This window comes from Nocardiopsis sediminis (genome assembly GCF_042650565.1).
Classification (GTDB): Bacteria; Actinomycetota; Actinomycetes; order Streptosporangiales; family Streptosporangiaceae; genus Nocardiopsis_B; species Nocardiopsis_B sediminis.
The window spans coordinates 371,840-394,998 of the sequence record NZ_JBHSBH010000003.1; the positions used below are offsets into that span (position 1 = coordinate 371,840).

The window sequence follows — 23,159 nt, forward strand, 5'->3', positions numbered from 1 at the left end:
CGAGCCCGAGGCCGAGGCAGGGCTCAGGTGCCGAGCCGTGCTCCGACCTCGTTGGCGAAGGCGTAGCCGTTGGTGGCGTCCCAGTTGATCGACCACGTCATGGCCCCGCCGATGGGCCCGTAGGGCTGCTCGGGGGTGAAGGAGCCGCAGCCGCTCCCCGATTCGAGGCAGTCCAGGGCGGCCACGACGTTGGCCGGGGACTGGTGGCCGCCGCCTGCGGCGGCGGGCGTCGCGGGCACGCCCAGGCCGACCTGGTCGGGGCGCAGGTCCAGCTCCAGCTGGATGCAGGCCTGGGCGGTGAGGAAGTCGACCGTCCCCTGGCTGTAGACCTGGCCGTCGCAGCCCAGCATCGACCCGGAGTTGTAGTACTGCATGTTGATGATGGTGAGGATGTCGGGGATCGCTTCGGCCAGCTGGTAGTAGCCGTAGGTCGGCGCCTGGAAGTCGATGGTCTGCGGCGCCATCGTGATCATGAGCTCCGGCCCGGCCTGCTCGGAGAGCGCGCGCAGCGCCTCCTCCATGTACTGGGCGTTGATGCCGTGTTCGAGGTCGATGTCGACACCGTCGAACCCGTACTCGTTCATCAGCTCGTAGGTGGTGCGCGCGAAGTTCGCGGCCTGCTCGGAGTTGGAGACGTCGACGTGGCCGCGCTCGCCGCCCACCGAGATGACGACCTTGCGCCCCTGCGCCTGCGCGGCGGCGATGTCGTCCTTGAACTGCTGCTCGGTGTAGCCGCCCAGCTCGTCGCTGGCCAGGTTGAAGGTGATGCCGCCGGGGGTGTCGGCGAGGTTGTCGGCGAAGGCGACGGCGATCAGGTTGTAGGCCTCGGGGACGTCGCTGATCGGCAGGGTCGTGGACCCGTTGTCGAAGTTGTGCCAGTAGCCGGTGAGCCACGGGCCCTCGGCCGCGGAGGCCGCGGGGGCGTCGTCGCCGGAACCGGGTTCGGCGGAGGCGGGCAGCGCCGCCGACGTCAGCCCGGCGACCATCGTCAGGATGGCGGCCAGGGCGAGCGGGAGTCTGCGTCGTGCGTGAGCCTGCACGGGGGGTGCTCCTTCGATCCGTTCGTCCGTTGTGGGGGTGCGGGTGGCCCCCGGCCGCGCGCTGCCGGGGTGCCCGTGGGGGCCGGATCCGGCCGGGCTCGAATTGTTAAGAAACCTAAGAGAAGCGCCCCGTGGCGTCAACAGAATCGATAGGAAAGTTTGCAATTATGTGAGCGGCGTCCGCCCGTTTCACACCGGCCGGGGTCCGGACATGGCGACGGCGCGGACCGGGGAGGGATGGTCCGCGCCGTCGTGTCAGTCGGCCCCGCTCGGGGCTCAGGCCGCGCCCGCGGTCTCCTTGTCCGCGGGTCCGGCCGCCGCCCGCGCGGCGCGCGCTCCGCGGACCTTGTTGACGGCCACGATGACGCCGATGGCCACCAGCAGGCCGTAGATGCCCAGCGTGATCCCGCTGTCGAAGAGCGCGCCCACGTCGCCCTGGCTCACCGCCAGCGCGCGGCGCAGCTCCGACTCCGCCACCGGCCCCAGGATGACCGCGATCAGCACGGGCGCCAGCGGGATGCCGTAGCGCCGCATCATCAGCCCGACCAGGCCTAGCAGCAGCATCAGCCACAGGTCGACCATCGACGAGGCCGCGGCGTACACCCCCAGCGCAGAGAACACCGTGATCCCGGCGTACAGGTAGGGCTTGGGGATCAGCAGCAGCTTGGCCCACTGCGGGGCGAAGAACAGGTTGAGGATGAACAGCATGATGCTGCCGATGAAGAGGCTGGCCAGCAGCGTCCACACGAGGTCGCCGTTGCGCTCGAACAGCAGCGGGCCCGGCTGCATGCCGTACTGCTGGAAGGCCGCCAGCATGATGGCCGCCGTCGCCGAGGTGGGCAGGCCCAGCCCCAGCAGCGCGCCCATTGCGGTGCCGGCGGTGGCGCTGCCCGCCGCCTCCGGGGCGGCGACGCCCTCGATGGCGCCCTTGCCGAACTCGTCGGGGCCCTTGCCCAGGCGGGCGCGCCGCGCGGCCAGCCGCTTCTCGCTGCCGTAGGCGAGGAAGGTGGGGATCTCCGAGCCGCCCGACGGGATCACGCCGAAGGGCAGCCCGAACGCCGTGCCCCGCAGCCACGCCGGGATCGTCCGGCGCAGGTCGGCGCCCTTGAGCCACGGGGTGCCGGTGTTGCGTGCCGGGCTCATGGGGGCGTCGGGCGTGTGCATCCTCCCGGCGACGTGCAGCACCTCGCCGATGGCCAGCAGGGCGACCGTCACGGTGATGATGCTGAAGCCCTCGAAGAGCTGCGGGACGCCGAGGGTGAACCGTTCGGCCCCGCTGAGGGTGTCGATACCCACCACCGAGATCGTCAGGCCGATGCCCAGCGCGATCAGGCCGCGCACCATCGATTCCGACACGACGGCCGATGTGGCGATGAAGGCGAACACGGCCAGCGCGAAGTACTCCGCCGGACCGAATTGCAGCGCCAGCTCGATGATCGCGGGCGAGAAGAACACCACCACGGTGGTCGACAGGATGGCGCCCATGAACGCCCCGATCGCCGCGGTCGCAAGGGCCTGCGGCGCGCGCCCGCGCAGCGCCATCTTGTGGCCCTCGAACGTTGTCGCGATCGCCGAGCTCTGGCCCGGGGTGTTCATCAGGATCGCGGCGGTGGAGTCGCCGAAGAGCCCGCCGTAGTAGACGCCGGCGAACATGATGAACGCGCCGACGGGGTCGAGCGAGAAGGTGACGGGCAGCAGCAGCGCCACGGCCATGGAGGAGCCGAGGCCGGGCAGCACCCCCACGGCGGTGCCCAGGAGCACGCCGAGGAGCGCCCAGAGCAGGTTCTCAGGGGTCAGCGCGGCGCCGAACCCGGTCAGGAGGTGGTCGAGCGCTTCCATTTAGAGGATGCCTCCGAGGATTCCGGCCGGCAGGTTGAGGCCGAGGCCGCCGACGAATGCGAGCTGGATGAACGAGGAGAACACCAGGGAGATGACGGTGTCGAAGAGGTAGCGCCGGCTGCCCATGGCGTAGGAGACCCCGAAGAAGAGCAGCGCCGCCGAGAGGAGCCAGCCGACGGGCTGCAACAGCAGGGCGAAGACGACGATCGAGGCCACGACGATGCCCACCGTGCGCCAGTCGAGGCCGATCTCGCCCGCGGGGGCGGTGGCGGCCGTCGCGGCGGCCTCGCCGTTCCCCTCCGCGCCGGCCGGCTCCTGCGCCTGCGCAGGCTCTGCCGCGCCGCGCCGGGGGTGCCGGATGACCTCGACGGCCAGCGCCAGCCCCGCGACGAACATGAAGACCGTGACGATGGTGGGGAAGAATCGCGGCCCGGGCGGCTCGGTCCCCGGCGGGACGGGCATGGTGGCGGTCTGGACGGCCAGGAACGCCGCGATGCCGATCACCAGGGCGGCGACCAGGAGTTCGCTGCGCCCCCGCCACCAGGACGGCGCGGGCCCGGGGGCCGGGGCGGCCGGCGGTGCGCCGGCCGCGGTGGTGTCGGAGGTTCCGGTGGTCATCAGGACAGCCCCAGTTCTTCGGTGATGGCGGTGACGCGCTCGATCTCGGACGCCAGGAAGGTGTCGAACTCCTCGCCGGTCTGGAAGGTGTCGTCCCAGCGGTTGCGCTCCAACGTGTCCTCCCATTCCGGTGTGTCGTGCATCTCGGTGACGATCTCGGTCAGCTCGGCGCGCTCTTCGTCGGTGATCCCGGGCGGTGCCATGACCCCGCGCCAGTTCGGCAGGACCGCGTCGATGTCCTGCTCGGCGAGGGTCGGGGCGTCGATCCCGTCGATGCGTTCGTGGGCGGAGACCCCGAGCACGCGGACGTTGCCCGCCTCGATCTGGTCGCTGAACTCGTTGTAGCCGCTGATGCCGACGTCGAGGGTGCCGGACAGCAGCGAGGTCAGCGCCTCGCCGCCCCCCGGGAAGGGGATGTAGTTGACGTCCTCGGCGTTGGCCCCGACGTCACGCGCGATCATGCCGCCGAGCAGGTGGTCGGTGCCGCCCAGCGAGCCGCCGCCGATGGCCACCGCGCCGGTGTCCTCGCGCAGCGCCGCCGCCAGGTCGTCCATGTCCTGGTAAGGGGAGTCGTTGGGGACCACGACGACCTCGTAGTCGTCGGCGAGGCGGGCGATCGGGGTGACGTCCTCCATGGTGTGGGAGGAGTTGTTGACGACGATGGCGCCGATCATCACCGTCCCGGTGGTCATCAGGGTGTTGGTGCTGCCCTCCTGGCGCACCGTCTGGGCGAGCCCGATCGTGCCGCCCGCCCCGGGGACGTTGAGCACCTGGGTGTTGGCCACGATTGAGTTCTCGCGGAAGGCGTTCTGCGACTCGCGCGCCACCAGGTCCCAGCCGCCGCCGGGGGCGGCGGGCACGATCAGGTTCAGGCGGGAATGCGCGTCGGTCGCGCTCTCGTCGCCGGAGGCGGCGTTGACCACCGCGGCGCCGATGACGGCGGCCGCCGCGGCCGCGCCGACGACGCGCAGGATCCGCTGTCTGCTCATTCGGTCGCTCTTTCCGTGGTCGAGGTCCATCGCCGGGGTCCACCGTGCGGACCGCGTAGTCCGCCGATGGCCGGGTCGCCGCGGTCCGGTATGTGCTGGGGACCGCACATGCCAGTGACGCAGGTCGCATCCGTCCCGATTTCGCGAGCATGACGCATCCGTTGCCGCGGGGTAAACCTTTTGGTCCTTTTGATCATCAAGATCCTTGTGTTCGCTGGCGTTATGCGGGCATCGCCGGGGGCGTCCCCGCGACCCCCGGTCGCTGCGGTGACGCCGGTGCGCGGGCCGTGCGCGGTGCCGTCCGGGGTGGTTTCCGGGCGTTCGCGGCCTATGGTCATGTGGTCCATTGAGTGGTAAGAATGGTTCACCTGACGGACCATGAAGGGTGATGTTTTGGCGACCGAGAGTGACGCCGACCCCGGCGTGCGCAGCGTCCTGCGCGCGCTGGACCTCCTCGCGCTCTTCGACGAGCACAACCAGCGCCGCACCATCCGCGAGCTCACCGACGCCAGCGGGCTGGCCAAGACCACCGTGCTGCGGCTCGTGGGCACGCTGGAGCACCGCGGCCTGCTGTGGACCCGTCCCGACGGCCGCATCGCCGTCGGGCCCGGCCTGCTGCGCTGGGCCGGGCTGGCCCGTACCGCCTGGCGGGTGCCCGAGGTGGTCCGCCAGGTCATGCGCGAGCTGGTCGCCGAGACCGCCGAGACCGCGCACCTGTACGTGCGCAGCGACGCCGCGCGCGTCTGCGTCGCCCAGGAGGAGGGGCCGCACGCGCTGCGGCACATCGTCAACGTCGGCGACGAGTTCCCGCTGTGGGCCGGCGCGGCCGCGAAGGTCCTGCTCGCCGACGGCGACGACGCCCTGTTCCGCCGGGTGGCCGCGGCCTCCCCGCACGGCGCCCGGCACGCCGAGTCCCTGCGCGAGCAGGCCGGCCGCGCCCGCGGCGACGGCCACGCCGTCAGCCACGGCGAGCGCGAGACCGGCGTCTCCGGTGTCGCCGCGCCCGTCCTCGACAGCGCCGGCCGGGTCCAGGCGGCGATCGCCCTGGGCGGGCCCACCGCCCGCTTCACCCCCGAGGCGGTGACCGAGTTCACCGCCGCCACCGTGCGCGCGGGGCGCCGGATCTCCGACATCGGGCTCGACCACGGAGACCGGTCATGACCGCCCCCGAGGGCACGGACGGCGGCCTGCTGGCCGGGGTGCGGGTGCTCGACCTCACCAACGTCCTGGCCGGGCCCTTCGCCGGCTACCAGTTCGCCCTGATGGGCGCCGACGTCGTCAAGGTCGAGGTGCCCGGCTCCGGCGACCTCGCCCGCCGCCTCGGCTCCGACGCCGCGCTCAACGGCGAGCTGCTCGGCGCGTCCTTCCTCGCCCAGAACGCCGCCAAGCGCTCCCTCACCCTCGACCTCAAGGACGAGCGGGGCCGCGACATCCTCACCCGGCTGATCGCAGGCGCCGACGTGCTCCTGGAGAACTTCCGCCCCGGGGTCCTGGAGCGGCTCGGGTTCGGCGCCGAGCGGCTGCGCGAGATCAACCCCGGCCTGGTGTACTGCGCCGTGTCCGGCTTCGGCGCCACCGGCCCCATGCGCGACCGCCCCGCCTACGACCAGGTCATCCAGGGGCTCTCGGGGATGATGAGCATCACCGGGACCGCGGAGTCCGCCCCGCTGCGCGCCGGGTACCCGGTCGCCGACACCCTCGGCGGTATGGCCGCCGCCTTTGCGGTGTGCGCGGCACTGGTGCGCCGCCGCACCACCGGCGAGGGCGCCCACCTGGACGTCTCCATGCTGGAGACCGCCGTCACCGCCATGGGCTGGGCGGTCTCCAACCACCTCATCGCCGGCGCGGTGCCCCAGCCCATGGGCAACGAGAACTTCACGGCGGCGCCCTCGGGCACCTTCCGCACCGGCGAGGGCGAGCTGAACATCGCCGCCAACAAGCAGGAGCAGTTCGAGACGCTCTGCCGCGAGGTGGGCCGCCCCGAGCTGGTCGAGGACCCCCGGTTCGCCGGGCGCGAGGAGCGCAAGGCCCACCGCGAACAGCTGCGGGACGAACTGGAGGCGGGGCTGGCCCGGCGCACCGCGCTGGAGTGGGAGGAGCGGCTGTCGGCCGTGGGGGTGCCCGCTGCGCGCGTCCTCGCGGTCCCCGACGTCCTCGCCCTGGACCAGGTGGCCGAACGCGAGCTCGTCCACGACCTGGACTTCCCCGCCCACCCTGAGCGGACCCTGCGGGTGCTGGGCAACGGAGTCCGGGTCGACGGCCGCCCCGCCGCCCCCGCCGCGCCCCCGCCGCGCCTGGGCGAGCACACCCGCGAGGTGCTGGCCGGACTCGGGTTCGGCGACGACGAGATCGACGAGCTGCACAAGGACGGAGTGGTATGAGCACGGGCGACAACGGCGCAACGGCACCCGCGGGCGGGGCGGGCGACACCGTCCCCCGCGCCCAGGTCGAAGGGTGGTGGGACACCGCCATCACCCGCATCGCGCCCGGCGAGATCGAGCTGCGCGGCTACCCGGTCGAGCGGCTGATCGGCGCCGCCTCCTTCGTCGACACCGTGTGGCTGATGCTCCGCGGCGACCTGCCCGACCCCCACAGCGCCGCGCTGCTGGAGGCCGCCCTCGTCTCCGCGGTCGACCACGGGCCGCAGGCGCCCTCCATCGCCGCCGCGCGCATGGCCGCCACCTGCGGAACCGGGCTCAACAACGCGGTCGCCACCGGGGTCAACCTCCTCGGCGACGTGCACGGCGGCGCCGGGCAGCAGTGCATGGAGGTGCTGGCCGGCCTGGTCGAGCGGGCGCGGGCGGGGGAGGACCCCCGGGAGGCGGCGCGGGCCGTTGTCGCCGAGCACCGCGCCGCACGCCGCCACGTGCCCGGGTTCGGCCACCGCTTCCACCCGCGCGACCCACGGCGCGACCCGCTGCTGGGCCTGGTCGCCGAGGCGGCCGAGGCCGGCCGGGTCGCCGGCGACCACCTCGCGGCGGCCCTGGCCCTGGAGGCCGCGCTCGCCGAGGGGCGCGAGCGGCCGGTGCCGATGAACATCGACGGCGCGACCGCGGTCGTCTACTCCGAGCTGGGGTTCGCCCCCGAGCTGGGCCGGGGGCTGTTCGTGCTGTCGCGCTCGGTGGGGATCCTCGCCCACGCATGGGAGGAGCGTCAGGCGGGCACGCGGATCAAGGGGCCCATCCCGCGCCCGCTGCTCGCCGCCTACAGCGGGCCGCCCACCCGCGAGGTGCCGCCCCGCTCGCGGTGAGCGCCCATCGGGTGCGCCCCTGGCCGGTCAGATGTGGAAGGGCATGTGCAGCCAGGGGCTCTGCGGGTGGGACATCATCGTCTGGTGCACCGCCAGCGGGGTGGTGTACCACGAGCCGAATTCGCCTTCGTCGAAGTGCAGGCAGCGGCCCAGGATGTAGCCGGCCGAGAAGTCGGCCCACGACGCGTGGTGCCGGCGCGCCTGCTCGCTCGCCCGGGTCGCGAACCACTGCATGGTCGGGGGGTCGGTGTACTCGCACTGGATGCCCCACCGCGCCATGTTCGCGGCCCGGCCGTAGTCCCAGGCGCCGATCCCGCTGACGAACCCCCCGGGCGGCAGCAGGCCGTCGGCGGTGAACCGCTTCTCGTAGTCGAGGATCATCCCCATGAGCCCCAGCAGCTGCTGGTAGCCGTTGTCGGTGATCCCCTCCTGCCGGCACCAGGCGGAGAACGCGTCGCGCCAGGTGCGGGCGTCGATGGGCTGCCGGTACTGCTGTGCGAGCTGCGTGCGCATGCCGAGCAGGAGTGCGGCGGTGCTGTTGCTGCTGCGGTCGCTGAGCAGGGTCTCGGCGGTGGAGCGCCAGTCCTCGGCGGAATCGATGCCCCAGTCCCGCTTGAGCATCTTGCGCTTCTGCTTGGGCTTGGTGCAGCACGTGCAGCCCTGGTTCGGCGAGTTCCACGCCACGCCGGCGTTGACGGCGATGTGCACCGCGCAGGCCAGGGCGTGGGCGAGCGGCCCGTGGAAGGGCCCCTGCGGATCGGCGATCAGGTCCGGCTGTCGGTTGCCACGCACGCGCTCTCCCCCGGGAACTGCCGCACCGCCGGACGGACCGGGCGCCCGGGGCGGAATGGTCGGATGCGGAGGAGGGTACCCGAAGGGGGCCACCGGGCAGACCAGCCGTATTCGCGTGGGGTTCAGGCAGAGTGCGGCCGGTGCGGCTCGCGCACGTCGAGCTCTCGTTGGAGGGTCTGGAACGCCTCGTGCCCGATGTCGCCGCCGCGGTAGAGCCGGTTCAGCGCCTCGCGCTCGGCCCGGCTGATCTCGTGCCGCAGGAACGCCGCGCCGCGGACCCGCCGCTTGGCCTCCGGACGCTGCTCGGGGCCTGCCTCCAGCAGCGCCCGCGACTGCTTGACCCGCAGCTTGTGCATCTGCCGGTAGGTCTCGGCCGCCTGCTCGTCGACCATCGCATCCGACAGCAGCTCGTCGATGCGGGTGAGCGCGGCCCGGCCCATGGCGACCTCCGCCGCCGCGATCTCCGAGCGCAGCCCGTGCTCCTGGGGCACCCCGAGGCGGCGCAGCAGCAGGGGCAGCGTGGTCCCCTGCCCGACCAGGGTGGCCAGCACCACGGCGGCGGCCAGGAAGATCAGCACGTTGCGGTCGGTGAACTCGGCGCTGCCGATGGTCAGCGGCAGTGACAGCGCGATGGCCAGCGAGATCGCCCCCCGCATCCCGCTCCACCCGATGATGATCCGCTCGCGCACCGGCCCGGGGTCCATCCGCAGCCGCCCCGGCAGGTAGCGGGTCACCGGCGCCACCCACACCTGCCAGACCAGCCGCACCAGCACCGACACCGCGATCACCGCGATCGCGCTCAGCACCAGCTGCGCCGGCGCCAGCCCGCGGACCCCGCTCAGCACCTCGTGCAGTTGCAGGCCCAGCAGGACGAACAGCACCGACTCCAGGAGCATCACCAGGCCCTGCCACACGATGGTGCCGGTGACCCGCACGCGCGGTGGCAGGATGCCCTCGCCGCGGGTGCCCAGGTAGAACCCGGCCACCACGGCCGACAGCACCCCGGAGAACCCCATCAGCTCCGCGGGGATGTAGGCGATGAACGGGGTCACCAGGGTGATCACCAGCTGGGTGTTGCCGTCGCGCAGCCGCCTGCGCGACCAGGTGACCAGCACGGCGATCACGGCCCCGTAGGCGAGCCCGCCCGCGACCACCTTGACCAGCTCCAGCACGCCGGCCGCGGGGGTCAGCGGGGTGACCATGGCGGTGACGGCCAGGCTGAACAGGGTCAGCGCCACGCCGTCGTTGATCAGGCTCTCACCTTCGAGCACGGTGAGCACCCGGCGCGGCGCCCCCACCCGCTTGAGCACCGCCGAGGAGGCGACGGCGTCGGTGGGGGCCACCGCCGCGCCCAGCGCGATCGCCGCCGGCCACGCGGTCTCGGGCAGCATCAGCCAGGTGACCCCCGCGATCGCGAACGCGCTGACCAGGGTCATGCCCACCGCCAGGGCGATGATCGGGCGGGCCTCGGTGCGCATCTCCCGCGGCGCCGAGAAGAACGCCGCGTTGTAGATCAGCGGCGGCAGGAACACCAGCAGCACGACCTCGGGGGAGATGTGGATCTGCCGCATCCCGGGCAGGAAGCTGATCGCGAACCCCAGCGCGACCAGGACGATCGCGTCCGGCACGCGCAGCCGGCCGGACACCAGCCGGCCCACCAGCACCGTGAGCACCACCAGCAGCCCGGCCAGGATGTAGGCATCGTGGGCCATCGCGTCGTTCCCCCCGTCGCAGGGGCGCTACCCCGTCCCCGCCGCTTAAGCGCGCCCGTTGTCAGCGCACCTCGATGAACTCCTCGGGCTTGCGCGGCGGGCGCTCGCGCGGGGGCGCCGCCGCATGCCCGACCGCGACCGACCCCATGGGCTGCCAGTCCTCCGGCAGCCGCAGGACGCGGCGGACGACATCGGGGCAGAACATGGTGGAGGACACCCAGGCCGAGCCCAGCCCCTCCATGGCCAGCCCGACCAGCAGGTTCTGCACGCCGGCGCCCATGGCGACCAGGAACATCGACCGCTCGGCGCCGGCCCGGCGCTCGTCGGGGTAGGGGTGCAGGCCGTCGGCGACCAGGCACGGCACCACCAGGTACGGTGCGGCGCGCAGCACGTCGCCGCGGCGGGTGCGCTTGGCGATGGACTCCTCGGAGAAGCCGTCGCGGCGCAGGTCGGCCACCCAGGCGGCGAGCATCTCGTCGAGCAGCCGGGTGCGGACGTCGGCGGACTCCACCAGAACGAACCGCCACGGGGTCGTGTGGTGGGGGGCGGGCGCGGTGATCGCGGCGGCGACGGCGCGGCGCACAGCCTCGGGGTCGACGGGTTCATCGGTGAACTCGCGGACGGTGCGCCGCGCCGCCACGACGTCGCGGGACCCGTAGCGGAACAGGTCCTCGTCCGCCGGGCGGACCAGCTCCGCGGCCCCCGCGCCGTCCTCGTCGGTCACCAGGTGGCCCAGCCCGCGCAGGATCGCAACGGGGGTGCCGGTGGCCTTGCCCTTGACCAGTTCCCCCGCCGAGGCGATCTCGTCGCCGACCGCGTTCAGGCTGGCGTTGAGCTCGTTGCCGTGGGAGTCGGTGGTGCCGCGAAGGTCCTGGAGCGCAACGATCCCGGCGGCCCCGATCGCGATGTCGGTCTGGCCCTGCCGCCAGGGGCGGCCGAACGTGTCACTGATCACGACCCCGACGCGCACGCCCAGCCGCTCCCGCAGCCCCGCGCGCAGGGCGCGCGCCGAGGCGTCGGGGTCAACGGGCAGCAGCAGCACCTTGCCGGGCGCGACGTTGGAGGCGTCGACCCCGGCGGCCGCCATGACCAGGCCGGTGCGGGTCTGCACGATGCGGATGTCGCCGCGGCGGGCGACCACGCGCTCGGTCTCGGCGTCGATGGCGGCCTCGCGGTCCATCTCGCGGATGCGGCCCTCGGCCTTGCTCACGATCTTCGAGGTCACGATGAGGATGTCGCCGTCGCGCACCTCGGTGGCGCCGGCGATCAGCTCAGCCAGGTCGTCGCCCGGCCCGATCTCCGGCAGCCCGGTGACCCCCTGCACGCTCAGGTGCGCGCTCATACGGTGTGTCCCTTCAGCTCCGCCGCGAGGTCCAGTGCGGCGCGTGCGATGTCCGCGGTGGCGCCGATGTCGCTCATGTACAGCGGGCGGGAGCGCACCTCGATGCCCTCGGCCTGCACGCCGTCGTCGGCCTCGTCGACGAGCCAGCCGTCGAGCAGATCAGCGCCGTAGTGCGCGGCGACCGCGCCCGCACTGGTCTCCACGCCGATCGCGGTGAGGCACGCGTCGGCCATGCCGCGCACCGGGGCCCCGCCGATGATGGGGGAGACCCCCACGACTGTGGTGCCGGCCATGGCCTCGCGGATACCGGGGACGCCGAGGATCGACCCGATGCTGACCACCGGGTTGGACGGCGGGAACAGCACGACGTCGGCGCTTTCGATCGCCTCCAGCACCCCGGGCGCCGGAGCGGCGTCCTCGGCGCCCACGCTCACGATCCGCTGCGCGGGCAGCGCCGCGCGGTGGCGCACCCACCACTCCTGGAAGTGGATGGCGCGGGGGCCGCCGCCGTCGTCGACCACCACGTGGGTCTCGACCCGGTCGTCGGTCATCGGCAGCAGGTGCACGCCCGGCCGCCACCGGTCGCACAGCGCCTGGGTGATGGCCGACAGCGGGTACCCGGCCGCCATCATCTGCGCGCGCACGATGTGCGTGGCGACGTCGCGGTCGCCCAGCCCGAACCAGGTGGGCTGCATGCCGTAGGCGGCCAGCTCCTCCTTGACGGTGAAGGTCTCCTCCGCCCGCCCCCAGCCCTGGGACTCGTTGATCCCGCCGCCGAGCGTGTACATGACGGTGTCCAGGTCCGGACAGACCCGCAGGCCGAAGAGGGTGATGTCGTCACCGGTGTTGCCGATGACGGTGATGGTCGTTTCGCCTCCGTCGGAGCCCGCCCGGATCCCGAGCGCCTCCTTCAGGCCGCGCAGGAACCGCGCGCCTCCGATGCCGCCAGCCGGCACGACTATCCGCATGGGCTCAAGTCTGGCAGGCTGTGCAGGTATATGTGCCGTGTGCCCGCGGTCCGCGGGGCGGCGCCCCGGCGCTCCGACGCCCCCGCGTCGATCGAGCCGCGCCGCGCAGCCGGTCCCCGGCCGTCTTCACCCGCTTCACACCCGATTCCACGACCGACCGACGATATGCCAAGCTTCCCCCGACGCGACGGCGAAGCAGCGGAGGCGAACCTCTCTTGAACATCGAACCACTGAACCGCCTGCGGCTGCCCGCCGCCTGGGCGCTGCTGGGCGCCGTGGGCGCGCAGTTCCTCGGCGGGCTGATCGACGTATTCGGCACGGTCGGCGGCGGCTCGGTCGCCCAGAACTTCGCGCGCGACGGTGCGGGACACTTTTTCAGCCCGGTGCTCATCGCGCTGATCCTCGCCGCGGTCGTCCTGGTCATCACGGCTCCGCAGCGCTCGTCCGTCAACTTCCCGGTCGTGCTGATCGGGCTGGTCCTGACCGGCCTCGCCGCGCTGCTGGCCTTCGTCACCCTGATCATGGGGTTCGTCGCCGGCAGCGAGCTCAACCAGGCCGTCAGCGGGGTCGCCGGGATGTTCTCCGTCGCCGGCCAGCTCGCGGTCGTGGTCTTCGCCGGGCTCTTCCAGCTCCGGGTCCTCGGCGACCAGAACCTGGTGCCGCGGTCGGCGCCCGTGCCCGTGGGCCAGCAGCCGTTCGCCCCCCACACCGGCGCACAGCAGTCCTTCGCCGCCCAGCAGCCCGGCCAGGGGTACGGCCACACCGGTTCGCAGGCCGCCTATCAGCCGGACTGGGGCGCCCAGCAGCAGGCACAGCAGGGCTACGCCGATCCCACGCAGACCGGGCAGCACCAGCAGCAGGCCTATGCCGATCCCGCGCAGGCGCAGCAGGCTTACGCGGATCCCACTCAGTCCGGGCAGCACCAGCAAGCACAGCAGGCCTACGCCGACCCCACGCAGACCGGGCAGCACCAGCAGCAGGCCTACGCCGATCCCACCCAGACCGGCCAGCCGTCGGGCTACACCTACACCGACCCCGCGCAGCAGGCCCAGCAGCAGGGGCAGGGCTACCCCCAGGGCTGGGACCCCTACCGCCAGCCCAGTGGCGCCCAGGAGCCCTACCAGCAGGGTTACAGCCCCACCGGCGGCCAGCAGGCCTACGGCGGCGCCACGGGGGGCCAGCAGGCGGCCGCCTACGGCCAGGAGTGGCAGCCGGCACCGGAAGCACAGCAGGCGCAGGCCGGCTATGACCCGTACGCAGCCCAGCAGCAGGCGCAGGCCGGCTACGACCCCTACGCCGCTCAGCAGCAGGCCCAGCAGGCCTACGGCGCCGCCTACGACCCCGGCCAGGGGCAGCCGGCCGCTGAGCAGCGCCCCGACACGCCCACCGAGCAGTTCCGCGCGACCGAGGTCCCGCCGGCCGCCGACACCCCGCAGCAGACCGGCGGCCAGTACGGTGCGGGCGCGGGCTACGGAAGCGAGGCCTACGGCTCTGACCAGCACGGACAGTCGGGATCGACCCCGTCCGGCGGCCAGCAGGGCTGGTACCGCGACGACGACCGCCGCTGACTCCGCGCACCTCGGAGGCCCTTTGCACACCGGGGATAAATGCGTGGTAATCCGCTGAACCGGCGCGGGCCGGCGACCGTTGGCCGTTTGTTACGTGATATTCAGGGGATTACCACGCAACGCGCTTGACGAATCGTGAGTCGCGCGCGTGTAATTTCAAGGTGTGATTCACCCTCCCGGGGGTCGAATGGGAGGGTCATCTAGGGGGGCAATAGGAGGTGCGCATGAGCGAGGTCATCCCGCTGGCGCACGGCTCGGACGAAGATCTGGGCTGGCAGGAACGCGCCTTGTGTGCGCAGACCGATCCCGAGGCGTTCTTCCCCGAGAAGGGCGGCTCCACGCGGGAGGCGAAGAAGGTCTGCCTGTCATGCGAGGTACGAGCGGAGTGCCTGGAATACGCGCTGGAGCACGATGAGCGCTTCGGCATCTGGGGGGGACTCTCCGAGCGCGAGCGCCGGCGGTTGAAGAAAGCCGCCGGTCAGGATTTCGATTTCCTGGCCGACATGCTGTAACCGCGCGCGATGCAGCGTCGCGTCCCGGGGGCCCGGCCCCCGGGACGCGCTTTTTTATGCGGTCTTTACCGCCCGACCGATATACGCCTTCCGGTCGGTGATGTCCCCTCTTCTCCCCGAACCCGCCGCCGGGTGGCGTAAGGTGATCTGCCGACGGCGTGCGACCCCCGCCGACGCCCGACCCCACTCAACGAACCCTTCGAGAGCGAACCCCAGCCGTGCTACCCCTGGACACCGCTCGCCACATCGTCACGGCCGTGGTCGTCACCCATGACGGCGCCCGATGGCTGCCGGAGACGCTGGAGGCGGTCCGCGAGCAATCGCGCCCGGTACAGCGCGTCATCGGAGTCGATACCGGAAGCCGCGACCGCAGCGGCGAGATCCTCGCCGAGTTCATCGCGCCCGACGCGATCACGACCCTGCCCCGCACCACCGGCTTCGGCGACTCCGTGCGCGCCGGGCTCGACCTTCCGCGCGCCCGCGCGGCCTTCCCCGGTGCCGCGCCCGGCGCCATCGAGTGGATCTGGCTCATCCACGACGACTGCACCCCCGACCCCGACGCCCTCCACCACCTCCTGCTCGCCGCCGACGACGACCCCCGCGCCGTCGTCCTCGGCCCCAAGCTGCGCGACTGGTTCGACCGGCGGCTGCTCATCGAGGCCGGCGTCACGATCGACGGCGCCGGCCGCCGCGAGACCGGGCTGGAACCGCGTGAGTTCGACCACGGCCAGCACGACGGCGCCCGCCAGGTCCTCGCCGTCTCCAGCGCCGGGATGCTCGTACGTCGCGACATCTGGGACGAGCTCGACGGCTTCGACCGCGGCCTGCCGATCTTCCGCGACGACATCGACTTCTGCTGGCGCGTGGGCGGCGCCGGGCACCGCGTGCGGCTCGTCACCGACGCCGTGGCCTACCACGCCGAGGCCGCCGCCCGCCGGCGCCGGCGCATCAGCGCCGCCTCCGACCACCCGCGCCGGCTCGACCGCCGCAACGCCATGTACGTGCTGCTGGCCAACCTGCCCTTCGGCGGGATGGTGGCCTCCTACGCGCGCAACTCGGTCGCGTCGTTCCTGCGCGTGCTGATGTACATCGTGGCCAAGCAGCCGGCCAACGCGTTCGACGAGGCCGTCGCCATCACCTCGGTCTACGTGATGCCCGTGCGGCTGATGCGCGCCCGGTTCCGGCGCCGCCGCGACCGGCGGCGCACCTACAGCGCGATCCGGCCCTTCATGGCGCACGGCGTGGCCATGCGCCAGTTCACCGACATGGCCGCCAACGTGCTGTCGGGGTCCTCGCGCGCGCTGGACACCCCGGGCCGCCACCAGGCGGTCCTGGTCGCGCCGCGGTCCGAAGAGGACGACCCGCTGCGCGACGACCAGACGCTCCTGCGGCGCGCCCTCAACCAGCCCGGGGTGCTGCTGGTGGTCGCCCTGACCGCCATCACCCTCATCGCCGAGCGCTCGCTGCTGTTCGGCGACGGCCTCGCGGGCGGCGCGCTGGCCCCGGTCCGGGGCGGCGTCGGCGACCTGTGGGACCTCTACCTGGCCGGGCACCCCGACACCGGGGCCGGCTCGGGCGGGGCGGCGCCCCCCTACGTGGCGCTGCTCGCCCTGCTGTCGACCCTCACCTTCGGCGAGCCGTGGCTGGCGGTCACGATCATCCTGCTGGGCTGCGTGCCGCTCGCCGGGTTCACCGCCTACCTCCTGGCCCGCCGCGTCCTGCACTTCCGCCCCGCCCAGCTGTGGATGGCCGGCTCCTACGCGCTGCTGCCCATGGCCACCGGCGCCGTCGCGCAGGGCCGGCTGGGCACCGCGCTGGTCCACGCGCTCCTGCCGGTGCTGGGCATCCTGCTCACCCGGCTGCTCGTCCTGCCCCCGCGCCAGTCCCGGCGCAGCGCGTGGGCGCTCGCGCTGTTCCTTGCGATCGGCACCGCGTTCGTCCCCCTGCTGTGGCTGCTCGCCCTGGTCACCGGTGCGCTGGTGGCCGCGGCGTTCGGGCACGTGGGCCGCCGCCTTTACATCAGCGTCGGCATCGCCCTGGGGGTGCCGCTGCTCCTGCTGCTGCCGTGGTCGGCGCAGCTGTTCGTGCACCCCTCCATGTGGCTGCTCGAGGCCGGGCTGCACCGCCCCGAGCTGTCGGCGCCCGCCCCCAGCGCCGAGGAGCTGCTGATGCTCTCCCCGGGCGGCCCCGGCGGGCCCCCGGTCTGGGTCACCGGCGGGTTCATCGCCGCCGCCCTGTGCGCCCTGCTGCTCCTGCGCCGGCGGATGCTCGTGGCGGTCGGCTGGAGCACCGCCCTCTTCGGCATCCTCGTCGCGATCGTCATGAGCCGCATCGTGGTCGAGCCCTACTTCGGGGGCCCGGCCGCCCCCGCCTGGCCCGGGGTGGCGCTGGCCTTCGCCGCCACCGCCATGCTGCTGTCGGCCGCCACCACCGCGCAGTCCTTCGGGCTGATGTGGAGCCTGGGCGGCGCGCGCCGCGCGTTCGCCGCCGGGGCCGCCGCGCTCGCGCTGACCACGCCGCTCGCCGCGGCGGGGGTGTGGATGTGGGAGGGCGCCGACGGCCCTCTGTCGGGCGACGCCCCGCCCAGCGTCCCCGCGTTCCTCACCGACATCAGCGACGACGGCACCGGTGCGCGTGCGCTGGTGGTCTCGCCCGTGGACGACGGCACCGTCCGCTACAGCGTCCTGCGCGGCAGCGAGCCCCGCATCGGCGAGGAGCAGGTGCCCGTCGACCCCGCCGTGGGCGCCGGGCTCGACCGGACCGTGGCCGGGCTCGTGGGCGGGCGCGGCGGCGACGAGGCCGGCACCCTCGCGGGCTACGGGATCGGCTACGTCCTGGTCCCCCGGCCCGAGACCGGCACCGAATCCGACGTCACCATCGTCGACACCTTCGACGGCGTCCCCGGACTGTCCCGGGCGCTGCTGACCTCGGAATTCGCCCTGTGGCGGCTCGACGAGCCCGCCGGCCGGCTCCGGATCACCGGCGGCGGCGACGCCCCCGTGGTCCTGGCGGCGCCGGCCGGCGAGGGCACGGCCGACATCCCCGCGGGCGGCGACGGCCGCACGCTCGTCCTCGCCGAGCCCGCCGCATCGGGGTGGACCGCCACCCTCGACGGCACCGAGCTCACGGCCGAGCCCACGCGCTCGGGGCTGCTCGCCTACGAGCTGCCCGCCTCGGGCGGCCGGCTGGAGCTGGCGCGCGGCGACGCCGTGCGCGGCGTGTGGCTGGCCGCGCAGGGCACGCTGCTGGCCCTGACCGTCATCATGGCGCTGCCCGGTGTGCGCACCGAGGAGGACATCCGCGAGCAGGAGGCGCAGCCGGTGCCCCGGCCGAGGGGGCCGCGCGGGATCGCCGCGCGGCTGCGCTCCACCGGTGAGCGCGCGATCCGCAACGGACCCACCCGGCACGGCCGCCGCACCCGCGGCTCCCGGCGCAAGAGGATGTGGAAGAAGCCGTGAAGCTCATCGTCGAAAGCCGCTTCGCCCTGCTGGGGCTGGTCATGGTCGCGCTCACCGCGCTGTTCGGGGTCGCCTTCGTGACCGGCGCAGTGGGGGCCGAGCCCGGCGCCGCCGGGCGCGAGCCCGTCGTGTCGGAGGTGGCCTCCGCCCTGCGGGTGTGCCCGCCGCCGCAGGGCGGCGGACGCGAGAGCGAGCTCGTCGCCTTCGCCACCGGCGGCGACGGCGAGGGCACGCTGACCGCAACGGAGAACAGCGAGGGCGCCACCGACCTGGGGGCGTCGGACACACCCGGCCGGCCGCTGGCCCTCGACACCGGCGACGCCGACCGCCACACCGTGGTCCGGGCCGAGGGGGCCTTCGCGGCCGGGCTGGACGTCGCCCAGACCACGATCGGCGCCGACGACGACTACGCCACCGCGGTGCGCTGCGCCGAACCGGGCATCAGCACCTGGTACGCCGCACCGGGCGGCGACGAACTCGACGGGCTGCGGCTGCTGCTGGCCAACGTCGACGACCACGCCGCCACCGTCAACGTCGACCTCTACGCCACCGACGGCCCGGCGTACTCCAACGACACCCGCGGGATCTCCGTGGGCGCCCACGACGAGGCCGAGGTCGACCTCGGCGAGCTGATCGCGTCGACCGGCGCCGTCGCCGTGCACGTGCGCACCGGCTCCGGGCGGATCGCGTCGTCGCTGTTCGCCGAGCGCACCGACGAGGGCGCCGACTGGGTGCCGCCCACCGCCGCCCCCGCGCAGCGCCACGTCATCGCGGGCGTGCCCGCGGGCAGCGGCGAGCGGACCCTCATCGTCGCGGCCCCGGGCGACGATCCGGCCACGGCGACGCTGCGGGTGCTGACCCCCGGCGGCGAGGCCGAGGGCGAGTCCGTGGCCGAGCTGAGCGTCCCGCCCGCGGCGTCGGCGACCCGCGCCGTGCAGGACGCGCTGGGCGAAGAGGCGGGCACGATCGTGGTCGAAGCCGACCGGCCGGTGGTGGTCGGGGCGGCGATGGACCGCGCAAACGGCTCCGACACCGCCTACGCCGCCGCCGTTGACCCGCTCACCGGGCCGCTGGACCGCACGGGGGTCGTGCCGGGCCCGCCCGCGGGAACCGGCGCGGACCTGGTGCTGGGCGCCGCCGGGGACGCGGTCGATGCCGTGGTCACCCCGTATGCGGCCAACGGCAGGGCGGGCGAGCCGGTGGGTGTCGAGATCGAGGCCGGGCACACCGTTGTGCCGGAGCTGGGGGCGGCCGGGAACGCCGCCGCGCTGGTGGTCGAGGCCCGCGAGGGATCCGGGCCGGTTCACGCGGGCTACGTGCTGACCCAGGGCTCGGGCGGCGGGCGCGCCACGGCCGCCCTGCCGGTGCCGCCGGCCCCGGCGCAGATCCTGCTCCCGCACGTGGACGACAGCCTCACGAGCGTGGTGCGGTGAGCCCGGCCCGGGGGCCGGGCGCGGCCTCAGGTTTCGGGGTCGACGGTCTCGGGCTCCAGGCCCAGCAGGTTGGCGACCTCTTCGACCACGGTGTCGTACACCAGTAGGGCCATCTCCTCGGGGTCCTTGGTGCGGATCTCCACGGGTCTGCGGTAGACGATGATCCGCGCCTGCCCGGCGCCCGCGGACTCCAGGCGGGAGAACGGGATGCCGTCGTCGGCGGTCACCCCGGCGGGGACCCGGGGGACGTCCTCGACCAGGAATTCGACATTGGCGAGCTCGCGCGCCCAGACCCGCTCCAGGCGCTCGACGGCGTCGAGCACGAGGTCGTCGAAGATCTGAGCCCGGCTGCGGGCAATGGGAACCTCAGGCGGCGCCAGGGGGCCGCGGAGGCCCCGGCCCCGGCGGTCTCGACGTCGAACTCGATCGGCTTGAGCCCTGTTAAAGTGCACTCGTCGCACCCTTCGAGACTATGCCATCCGCGGGTTTCGCGCAGCCCCGGCGCGAGGAACGGCCGAGCCGCCGCCACCGGGCGTGAGCGGACACATCGGGTCGATGCTGGCGCCGGGCCGGTGAAGGGCATAAAGTCAGTGCCCGTGAGCGTTGTCCGACGCTGCTCGCGTACCGCGTGCAGACAGCCAGCAGTCTTCACGCTCACCTATGTCTACGCCGATTCCACGGCGGTCCTGGGCCCCCTGGCGGCCTACGTCGAACCCCACTGCTACGACCTCTGCGCCATGCACGCCGAGCGCCTGACCGCGCCCCGCGGCTGGGAGGTCGTGCGGCTGCCCGCCGACAACACCGGCGGCGGCCCCGGCAGCGACGATCTCGAGGCGCTCGCCAACGCCGTGCGCGAGGCCGCCCGGCCGCCCGCCGTCGACCGCCCCGTGGGCCAAGGCGTCGAGACCCACCGGCGGGGCCATCTGCGGGTCGTCAAGTCCGAGCCCCCGCAGCGCGCCGACCGCCCCTCGGCCCGGCCGTCGCGCGACGCCTGAACCCCCGTGTTGCTAGTTTGGTCCTGCGCGGGCGGCGACCTGCCGTGCCCCCATCCCGCCGGCCCGCCGGTCCCGACCCCGAACCGATCCGGAGCAGCTTGTGGGTGACCTCGGTCAGATCTTCAAGGCCTACGACATCCGGGGGGTGGTCCCCGAGACCCTCGACCCCGGCATCGCCCGCGCCATCGGCGCCGCCTTCGCCCGGGTCGCCGGGGCGGCGCCCGAGGGCCCCGGAAAGATCGTCGTCGCCCACGACATGCGCCCCTCCTCGCCGGAGCTGACCGCGGCCTTCGCCGACGGAGCCGCCGCGCAGGGGGTCGACGTCGTCCTGGCCGGGCTGGGCTCCACCGATCTGCTCTACTTCGCCTCGGGCACGCTCGGCCTGCCCGGTGCGATGTTCACCGCCAGCCACAACCCCGCCCAGTACAACGGCATCAAGATGTGCCGCGACGGCGCCGCCCCCATCAGCGCCGACACCGGGCTCGACGACATCCGCCGCCTCGCCGAGGAGGGCGTGCCCGGCCACGACGGCCCCCGCGGCACCATCACGGAGCAGGACCTGCTCGCCGCCTACGCCGCGCACCTGCGGTCCCTGGTCGACCTGTCCGGCATCCGCCCGCTGACCGCCGTGGTCGACGCCGGCAACGGCATGGGCGGCTACACCGTGCCCGCGGTCCTGGGCGACACGCTGCTCGACGCGCTGCCGCTGGAGGTCGTGCCGCTCTTCTTCGAGCTCGACGGCACCTTCCCCAACCACCCCGCCAACCCCCTCGACCCCGACAACCTCGTGGACCTCCAGGCCAAGGTCCGCGAGACCGGGGCCGACATCGGGCTGGCCTTCGACGGCGACGCCGACCGCTGCTTCGTCGTCGACGAGCGCGGCGAGCCCGTGCCGCCCTCGGCCATCACCGCCCTGGTCGCGGTGCAGGAGCTGGCCAAGGAGCCCGGCGCCGCCATCATCCACAACCTCATCACCTCCACCGCGGTCCCCGAGATCGTCCGCGAGCACGGCGGCCGCCCGCTGCGCACGCGGGTGGGCCACTCCTTCATCAAGGCGTCCATGGCCGAGACCGGGGCGATCTTCGGCGGCGAGCACTCCGCCCACTACTACTTCCGCGATTTCTGGCGGGCCGACACCGGGATGCTCGCGGCGATGCACGTCCTGGCGGTCCTGGGCGGCGACCCGCGCCCGCTGTCGGAGATCACCGCCGAGTACACGCGCTACGCAGCCTCGGGCGAGATCAACTCCGAGGTCGCCGACCAGGCGGGCCGCGCGGCGGCCGTCGAGGCCGCCTACGCCCCGCTCGACGGCGTCACCGTCGACCACCTCGACGGCCTGACCGTGTCCTTCGCCGACGGCGGATGGTTCAATCTGAGGGCGTCCAACACCGAGCCCCTGCTCCGGCTCAACGTCGAGGCCCCCGACACCGCCACCATGGCCCGGCTCCGCGACGACGTCCTCGCCATCGTCCGCGCCTGACCACACCCGCCCCACCGCACCCCACCGCACCACCGAGACGTGAAGAGACCAACATGAGCGCGAAGATCGACGACTGGCTGCTGGAGATCCTGGCCTGCCCCAAGAGCAAGGCCCCTCTGCGGCTCGACGAAGAGGCCGGCGAGCTGGTCTGCGACGAGAGCGGCCTGGCCTACCCCATCCGCGACGGCATCCCCGTCCTGCTCGTCGACGAGGCCCGGTCCATCGCCTGATCGCGAGGACCGCCATGGCCCTGCCGTTCGACGAGAGCCGGCTCGACACCCCGGGTGCGGGCGCCGGCCTGCTGCGTGCCGCCGCATCGGCGGCCGCGCGCGTGCGGTCGGCGCATTCGGCCGCCCGCGAGGCCGACCTGCGCACCCTGGCCGACGACGGCCGGCCCCGCTCCATCGTCGTCGTGGGCTCGGGCGCCGCGGCGTTCGCCGGTGACGTCCTCGACGCCGTCCTGGGCACCGGCTGCCCCATCCCCATCACGACCGCGCGCGAGGACCGGCTGCCCGGGTGGGTGGCGGGCCACGACCTCGTGGTGGCGGTCGCGTCCACATCCGGCCACGCCGCCGACGGCACCGCGCGTACCGCGCGGGTGGCCGCCGAAGCGGTGCGCCGCGGCTGCCGGTTCCTGGCCGTCGGCCCCGCGGGCGGGCCGCTGGAACCCCTGGCCGACCAGGCGCGCGCCCCCCGCATCGCGCTCCCGGCCGCCGACGATCCCCTGGACCTGGCCTGGGGGCAGGCCACCGCCGTGCTCGCGGCGGCAGGCGCCGCCGGGCTGGCGGCGCCCTCGGATGCGGCGGTCGAGGCCGCGGCGGTGCGGCTGGAGGCGGTGGCCGGGCGCTGCCGGCCCGATGCGCCGGTGGGGGACAACCCCGCCAAGGACCTCGCCGCCGACCTTGCAGGGACGCTGCCGCTGGTGTGGGGGGCGACCCCGGTCACCGCGGCGGCCGCGCGCCACTTCGCCTCCCGTTGCGCGGCGATCGCCGGATATCCTGCCCTGTACGGTCGTCTGCCCGATGTGCTGCACGGCCCGATCGCGGTCGTCGGCGGACCCTTCGGCGGCAGCGAGCCCCGCTCCATCTTCGACGACCCGATCGAGGACGGCGGGACCCCGCTCCGGCTGGTCCTCATGCGCGACCCCGACGAGCCCCCGGAGG

At 73.7% G+C, this 23,159-nt stretch carries 20 protein-coding genes; 11 read left to right on the forward strand and 9 right to left on the reverse strand.

From position 1 onward, the window contains the following. Positions 1 to 23: 23 nt before the first annotated feature. The 4 genes from ACFOVU_RS03050 to ACFOVU_RS03065 form a co-directional block, all read right to left on the reverse strand. Complete coding sequence (locus ACFOVU_RS03050) at positions 24 to 986, reverse strand: chitinase (protein ID WP_378529961.1); 963 nt, start codon at positions 984 to 986, stop codon at positions 24 to 26. Between the two features lie 330 nt (positions 987 to 1,316). Further along, positions 1,317 to 2,879, reverse strand: coding sequence for a tripartite tricarboxylate transporter permease (locus ACFOVU_RS03055; protein ID WP_378529721.1), 1,563 nt, complete (start codon positions 2,877 to 2,879; stop codon positions 1,317 to 1,319). After that, positions 2,880 to 3,497 (reverse strand): tripartite tricarboxylate transporter TctB family protein, encoded by a 618-nt coding sequence (locus tag ACFOVU_RS03060; protein WP_378529722.1) that lies wholly within the window; start codon positions 3,495 to 3,497, stop codon positions 2,880 to 2,882. Then, entirely contained in the window at positions 3,497 to 4,486 is a 990-nt protein-coding gene (locus ACFOVU_RS03065) for a Bug family tripartite tricarboxylate transporter substrate binding protein (protein ID WP_378529723.1), read from the reverse strand. The genes ACFOVU_RS03060 and ACFOVU_RS03065 overlap by 1 nt, the downstream gene beginning before the upstream one ends. 393 nt (positions 4,487 to 4,879) lie before the next feature. On the opposite strand from ACFOVU_RS03065, the gene ACFOVU_RS03070 reads away from it, so the two are divergent. From ACFOVU_RS03070 to ACFOVU_RS03080, 3 genes are read left to right on the forward strand one after another with little or no spacing between them, the layout of a single operon-like run. Then, on the forward strand, positions 4,880 to 5,647 hold the full coding sequence (locus tag ACFOVU_RS03070; RefSeq protein ID WP_378529724.1) for an IclR family transcriptional regulator: 768 nt from the start codon (positions 4,880 to 4,882) through the stop codon (positions 5,645 to 5,647). Then, entirely contained in the window at positions 5,644 to 6,867 is a 1,224-nt protein-coding gene (locus tag ACFOVU_RS03075) for a CaiB/BaiF CoA transferase family protein (RefSeq protein WP_378529725.1), read from the forward strand. The genes ACFOVU_RS03070 and ACFOVU_RS03075 overlap by 4 nt, the downstream gene beginning before the upstream one ends. Next, the gene (locus tag ACFOVU_RS03080; protein ID WP_378529726.1) at positions 6,864 to 7,736 is read left to right on the forward strand and encodes a citryl-CoA lyase; all 873 of its coding nucleotides are present in this window, start codon (positions 6,864 to 6,866) and stop codon (positions 7,734 to 7,736) included. Before ACFOVU_RS03075 ends, ACFOVU_RS03080 begins: the two co-directional genes overlap by 4 nt. Before the next feature lie 27 nt (positions 7,737 to 7,763). Here the strand turns inward: ACFOVU_RS03080 and ACFOVU_RS03085 are convergent, their stop codons facing one another. The 4 genes from ACFOVU_RS03085 to cofD all read right to left on the reverse strand — a co-directional run bounded on the left by ACFOVU_RS03085 (position 7,764) and on the right by cofD (position 12,550). Then, positions 7,764 to 8,528, reverse strand: a complete 765-nt coding sequence (locus tag ACFOVU_RS03085) for a DUF1266 domain-containing protein (protein WP_378529727.1) — start codon at positions 8,526 to 8,528, stop codon at positions 7,764 to 7,766. Between the two features lie 122 nt (positions 8,529 to 8,650). Further along, positions 8,651 to 10,240 carry a Na+/H+ antiporter gene (locus ACFOVU_RS03090; RefSeq protein ID WP_378529728.1) on the reverse strand — a complete coding sequence of 530 codons (1,590 nt, stop codon included), beginning with the start codon at positions 10,238 to 10,240 and terminating at the stop codon, positions 8,651 to 8,653. Positions 10,241 to 10,301: 61 nt separating this feature from the next. Continuing rightward, positions 10,302 to 11,582, reverse strand: a complete 1,281-nt coding sequence (locus ACFOVU_RS03095) for a coenzyme F420-0:L-glutamate ligase (RefSeq protein WP_378529729.1) — start codon at positions 11,580 to 11,582, stop codon at positions 10,302 to 10,304. Further along, positions 11,579 to 12,550: a 2-phospho-L-lactate transferase gene (gene cofD, locus ACFOVU_RS03100; protein WP_378529730.1), complete on the reverse strand. Its 972-nt coding sequence runs from the start codon at positions 12,548 to 12,550 to the stop codon at positions 11,579 to 11,581. The genes ACFOVU_RS03095 and cofD overlap by 4 nt, the downstream gene beginning before the upstream one ends. A 215-nt stretch (positions 12,551 to 12,765) precedes the next feature. Between cofD and ACFOVU_RS03105 the strand changes: the two genes are divergently transcribed. The 4 genes from ACFOVU_RS03105 (at position 12,766) to ACFOVU_RS03120 (ending at position 19,521) form a co-directional block, all read left to right on the forward strand. Beyond that, positions 12,766 to 14,118: a hypothetical protein gene (locus ACFOVU_RS03105; protein WP_378529731.1), complete on the forward strand. Its 1,353-nt coding sequence runs from the start codon at positions 12,766 to 12,768 to the stop codon at positions 14,116 to 14,118. 224 nt (positions 14,119 to 14,342) lie between these two features. Then, a complete protein-coding gene (locus ACFOVU_RS03110) occupies positions 14,343 to 14,630 on the forward strand; it encodes a WhiB family transcriptional regulator (RefSeq protein ID WP_311544036.1) in 288 nt (95 codons plus the stop codon). 257 nt (positions 14,631 to 14,887) lie between these two features. Continuing rightward, entirely contained in the window at positions 14,888 to 18,088 is a 3,201-nt protein-coding gene (locus tag ACFOVU_RS03115; RefSeq protein ID WP_378529732.1) for a glycosyltransferase, read from the forward strand. Further along, complete coding sequence (locus ACFOVU_RS03120) at positions 18,085 to 19,521, forward strand: DUF5719 family protein (RefSeq protein ID WP_378529733.1); 1,437 nt, start codon at positions 18,085 to 18,087, stop codon at positions 19,519 to 19,521. Before ACFOVU_RS03115 ends, ACFOVU_RS03120 begins: the two co-directional genes overlap by 4 nt. A gap of 26 nt (positions 19,522 to 19,547) precedes the next feature. Here ACFOVU_RS03120 and ACFOVU_RS03125 read toward each other — a convergent pair whose 3' ends face one another. Beyond that, entirely contained in the window at positions 19,548 to 19,973 is a 426-nt protein-coding gene (locus tag ACFOVU_RS03125; protein ID WP_378529734.1) for a metallopeptidase family protein, read from the reverse strand. Positions 19,974 to 20,117: 144 nt separating this feature from the next. Here ACFOVU_RS03125 and ACFOVU_RS03130 point away from each other — a divergent pair, with 144 nt between their 5' ends. From ACFOVU_RS03130 to ACFOVU_RS03145, 4 genes are all read left to right on the forward strand, one after another. After that, positions 20,118 to 20,516 (forward strand): DUF3499 domain-containing protein, encoded by a 399-nt coding sequence (locus ACFOVU_RS03130; protein ID WP_378529735.1) that lies wholly within the window; start codon positions 20,118 to 20,120, stop codon positions 20,514 to 20,516. A 100-nt stretch (positions 20,517 to 20,616) separates the two neighbouring features. Next, positions 20,617 to 21,996, forward strand: coding sequence for a phosphomannomutase/phosphoglucomutase (locus tag ACFOVU_RS03135; protein ID WP_378529736.1), 1,380 nt, complete (start codon positions 20,617 to 20,619; stop codon positions 21,994 to 21,996). A gap of 53 nt (positions 21,997 to 22,049) precedes the next feature. Then, positions 22,050 to 22,226 carry a Trm112 family protein gene (locus ACFOVU_RS03140; RefSeq protein ID WP_378529737.1) on the forward strand — a complete coding sequence of 59 codons (177 nt, stop codon included), beginning with the start codon at positions 22,050 to 22,052 and terminating at the stop codon, positions 22,224 to 22,226. A 14-nt stretch (positions 22,227 to 22,240) separates the two neighbouring features. Beyond that, positions 22,241 to 23,159, forward strand: a 919-nt coding sequence (locus ACFOVU_RS03145; RefSeq protein WP_378529738.1) for an SIS domain-containing protein, incomplete at its 3' end; no start/stop codon positions are given.

What these genes read in the sequence shown, in the direction of transcription:
- ACFOVU_RS03050 (WP_378529961.1), bottom strand. Translation starts at nt 986, where the DNA reads ATGGTCGCCGGGCTGACGTCGGCGGCGCTGCCCGCCTCCGCCGAACCC.
- ACFOVU_RS03080 (WP_378529726.1), top strand. Translation starts at nt 6,864, where the DNA reads ATGAGCACGGGCGACAACGGCGCAACGGCACCCGCGGGCGGGGCGGGC.
- cofD (WP_378529730.1), bottom strand. Translation starts at nt 12,550, where the DNA reads ATGCGGATAGTCGTGCCGGCTGGCGGCATCGGAGGCGCGCGGTTCCTG.
- ACFOVU_RS03075 (WP_378529725.1), top strand. Translation starts at nt 5,644, where the DNA reads ATGACCGCCCCCGAGGGCACGGACGGCGGCCTGCTGGCCGGGGTGCGG.
- ACFOVU_RS03095 (WP_378529729.1), bottom strand. Translation starts at nt 11,582, where the DNA reads ATGAGCGCGCACCTGAGCGTGCAGGGGGTCACCGGGCTGCCGGAGATC.
- ACFOVU_RS03110 (WP_311544036.1), top strand. Translation starts at nt 14,343, where the DNA reads ATGAGCGAGGTCATCCCGCTGGCGCACGGCTCGGACGAAGATCTGGGC.
- ACFOVU_RS03090 (WP_378529728.1), bottom strand. Translation starts at nt 10,240, where the DNA reads ATGGCCCACGATGCCTACATCCTGGCCGGGCTGCTGGTGGTGCTCACG.
- ACFOVU_RS03055 (WP_378529721.1), bottom strand. Translation starts at nt 2,879, where the DNA reads ATGGAAGCGCTCGACCACCTCCTGACCGGGTTCGGCGCCGCGCTGACC.
- ACFOVU_RS03060 (WP_378529722.1), bottom strand. Translation starts at nt 3,497, where the DNA reads ATGACCACCGGAACCTCCGACACCACCGCGGCCGGCGCACCGCCGGCC.
- ACFOVU_RS03140 (WP_378529737.1), top strand. Translation starts at nt 22,050, where the DNA reads ATGAGCGCGAAGATCGACGACTGGCTGCTGGAGATCCTGGCCTGCCCC.
- ACFOVU_RS03065 (WP_378529723.1), bottom strand. Translation starts at nt 4,486, where the DNA reads ATGAGCAGACAGCGGATCCTGCGCGTCGTCGGCGCGGCCGCGGCGGCC.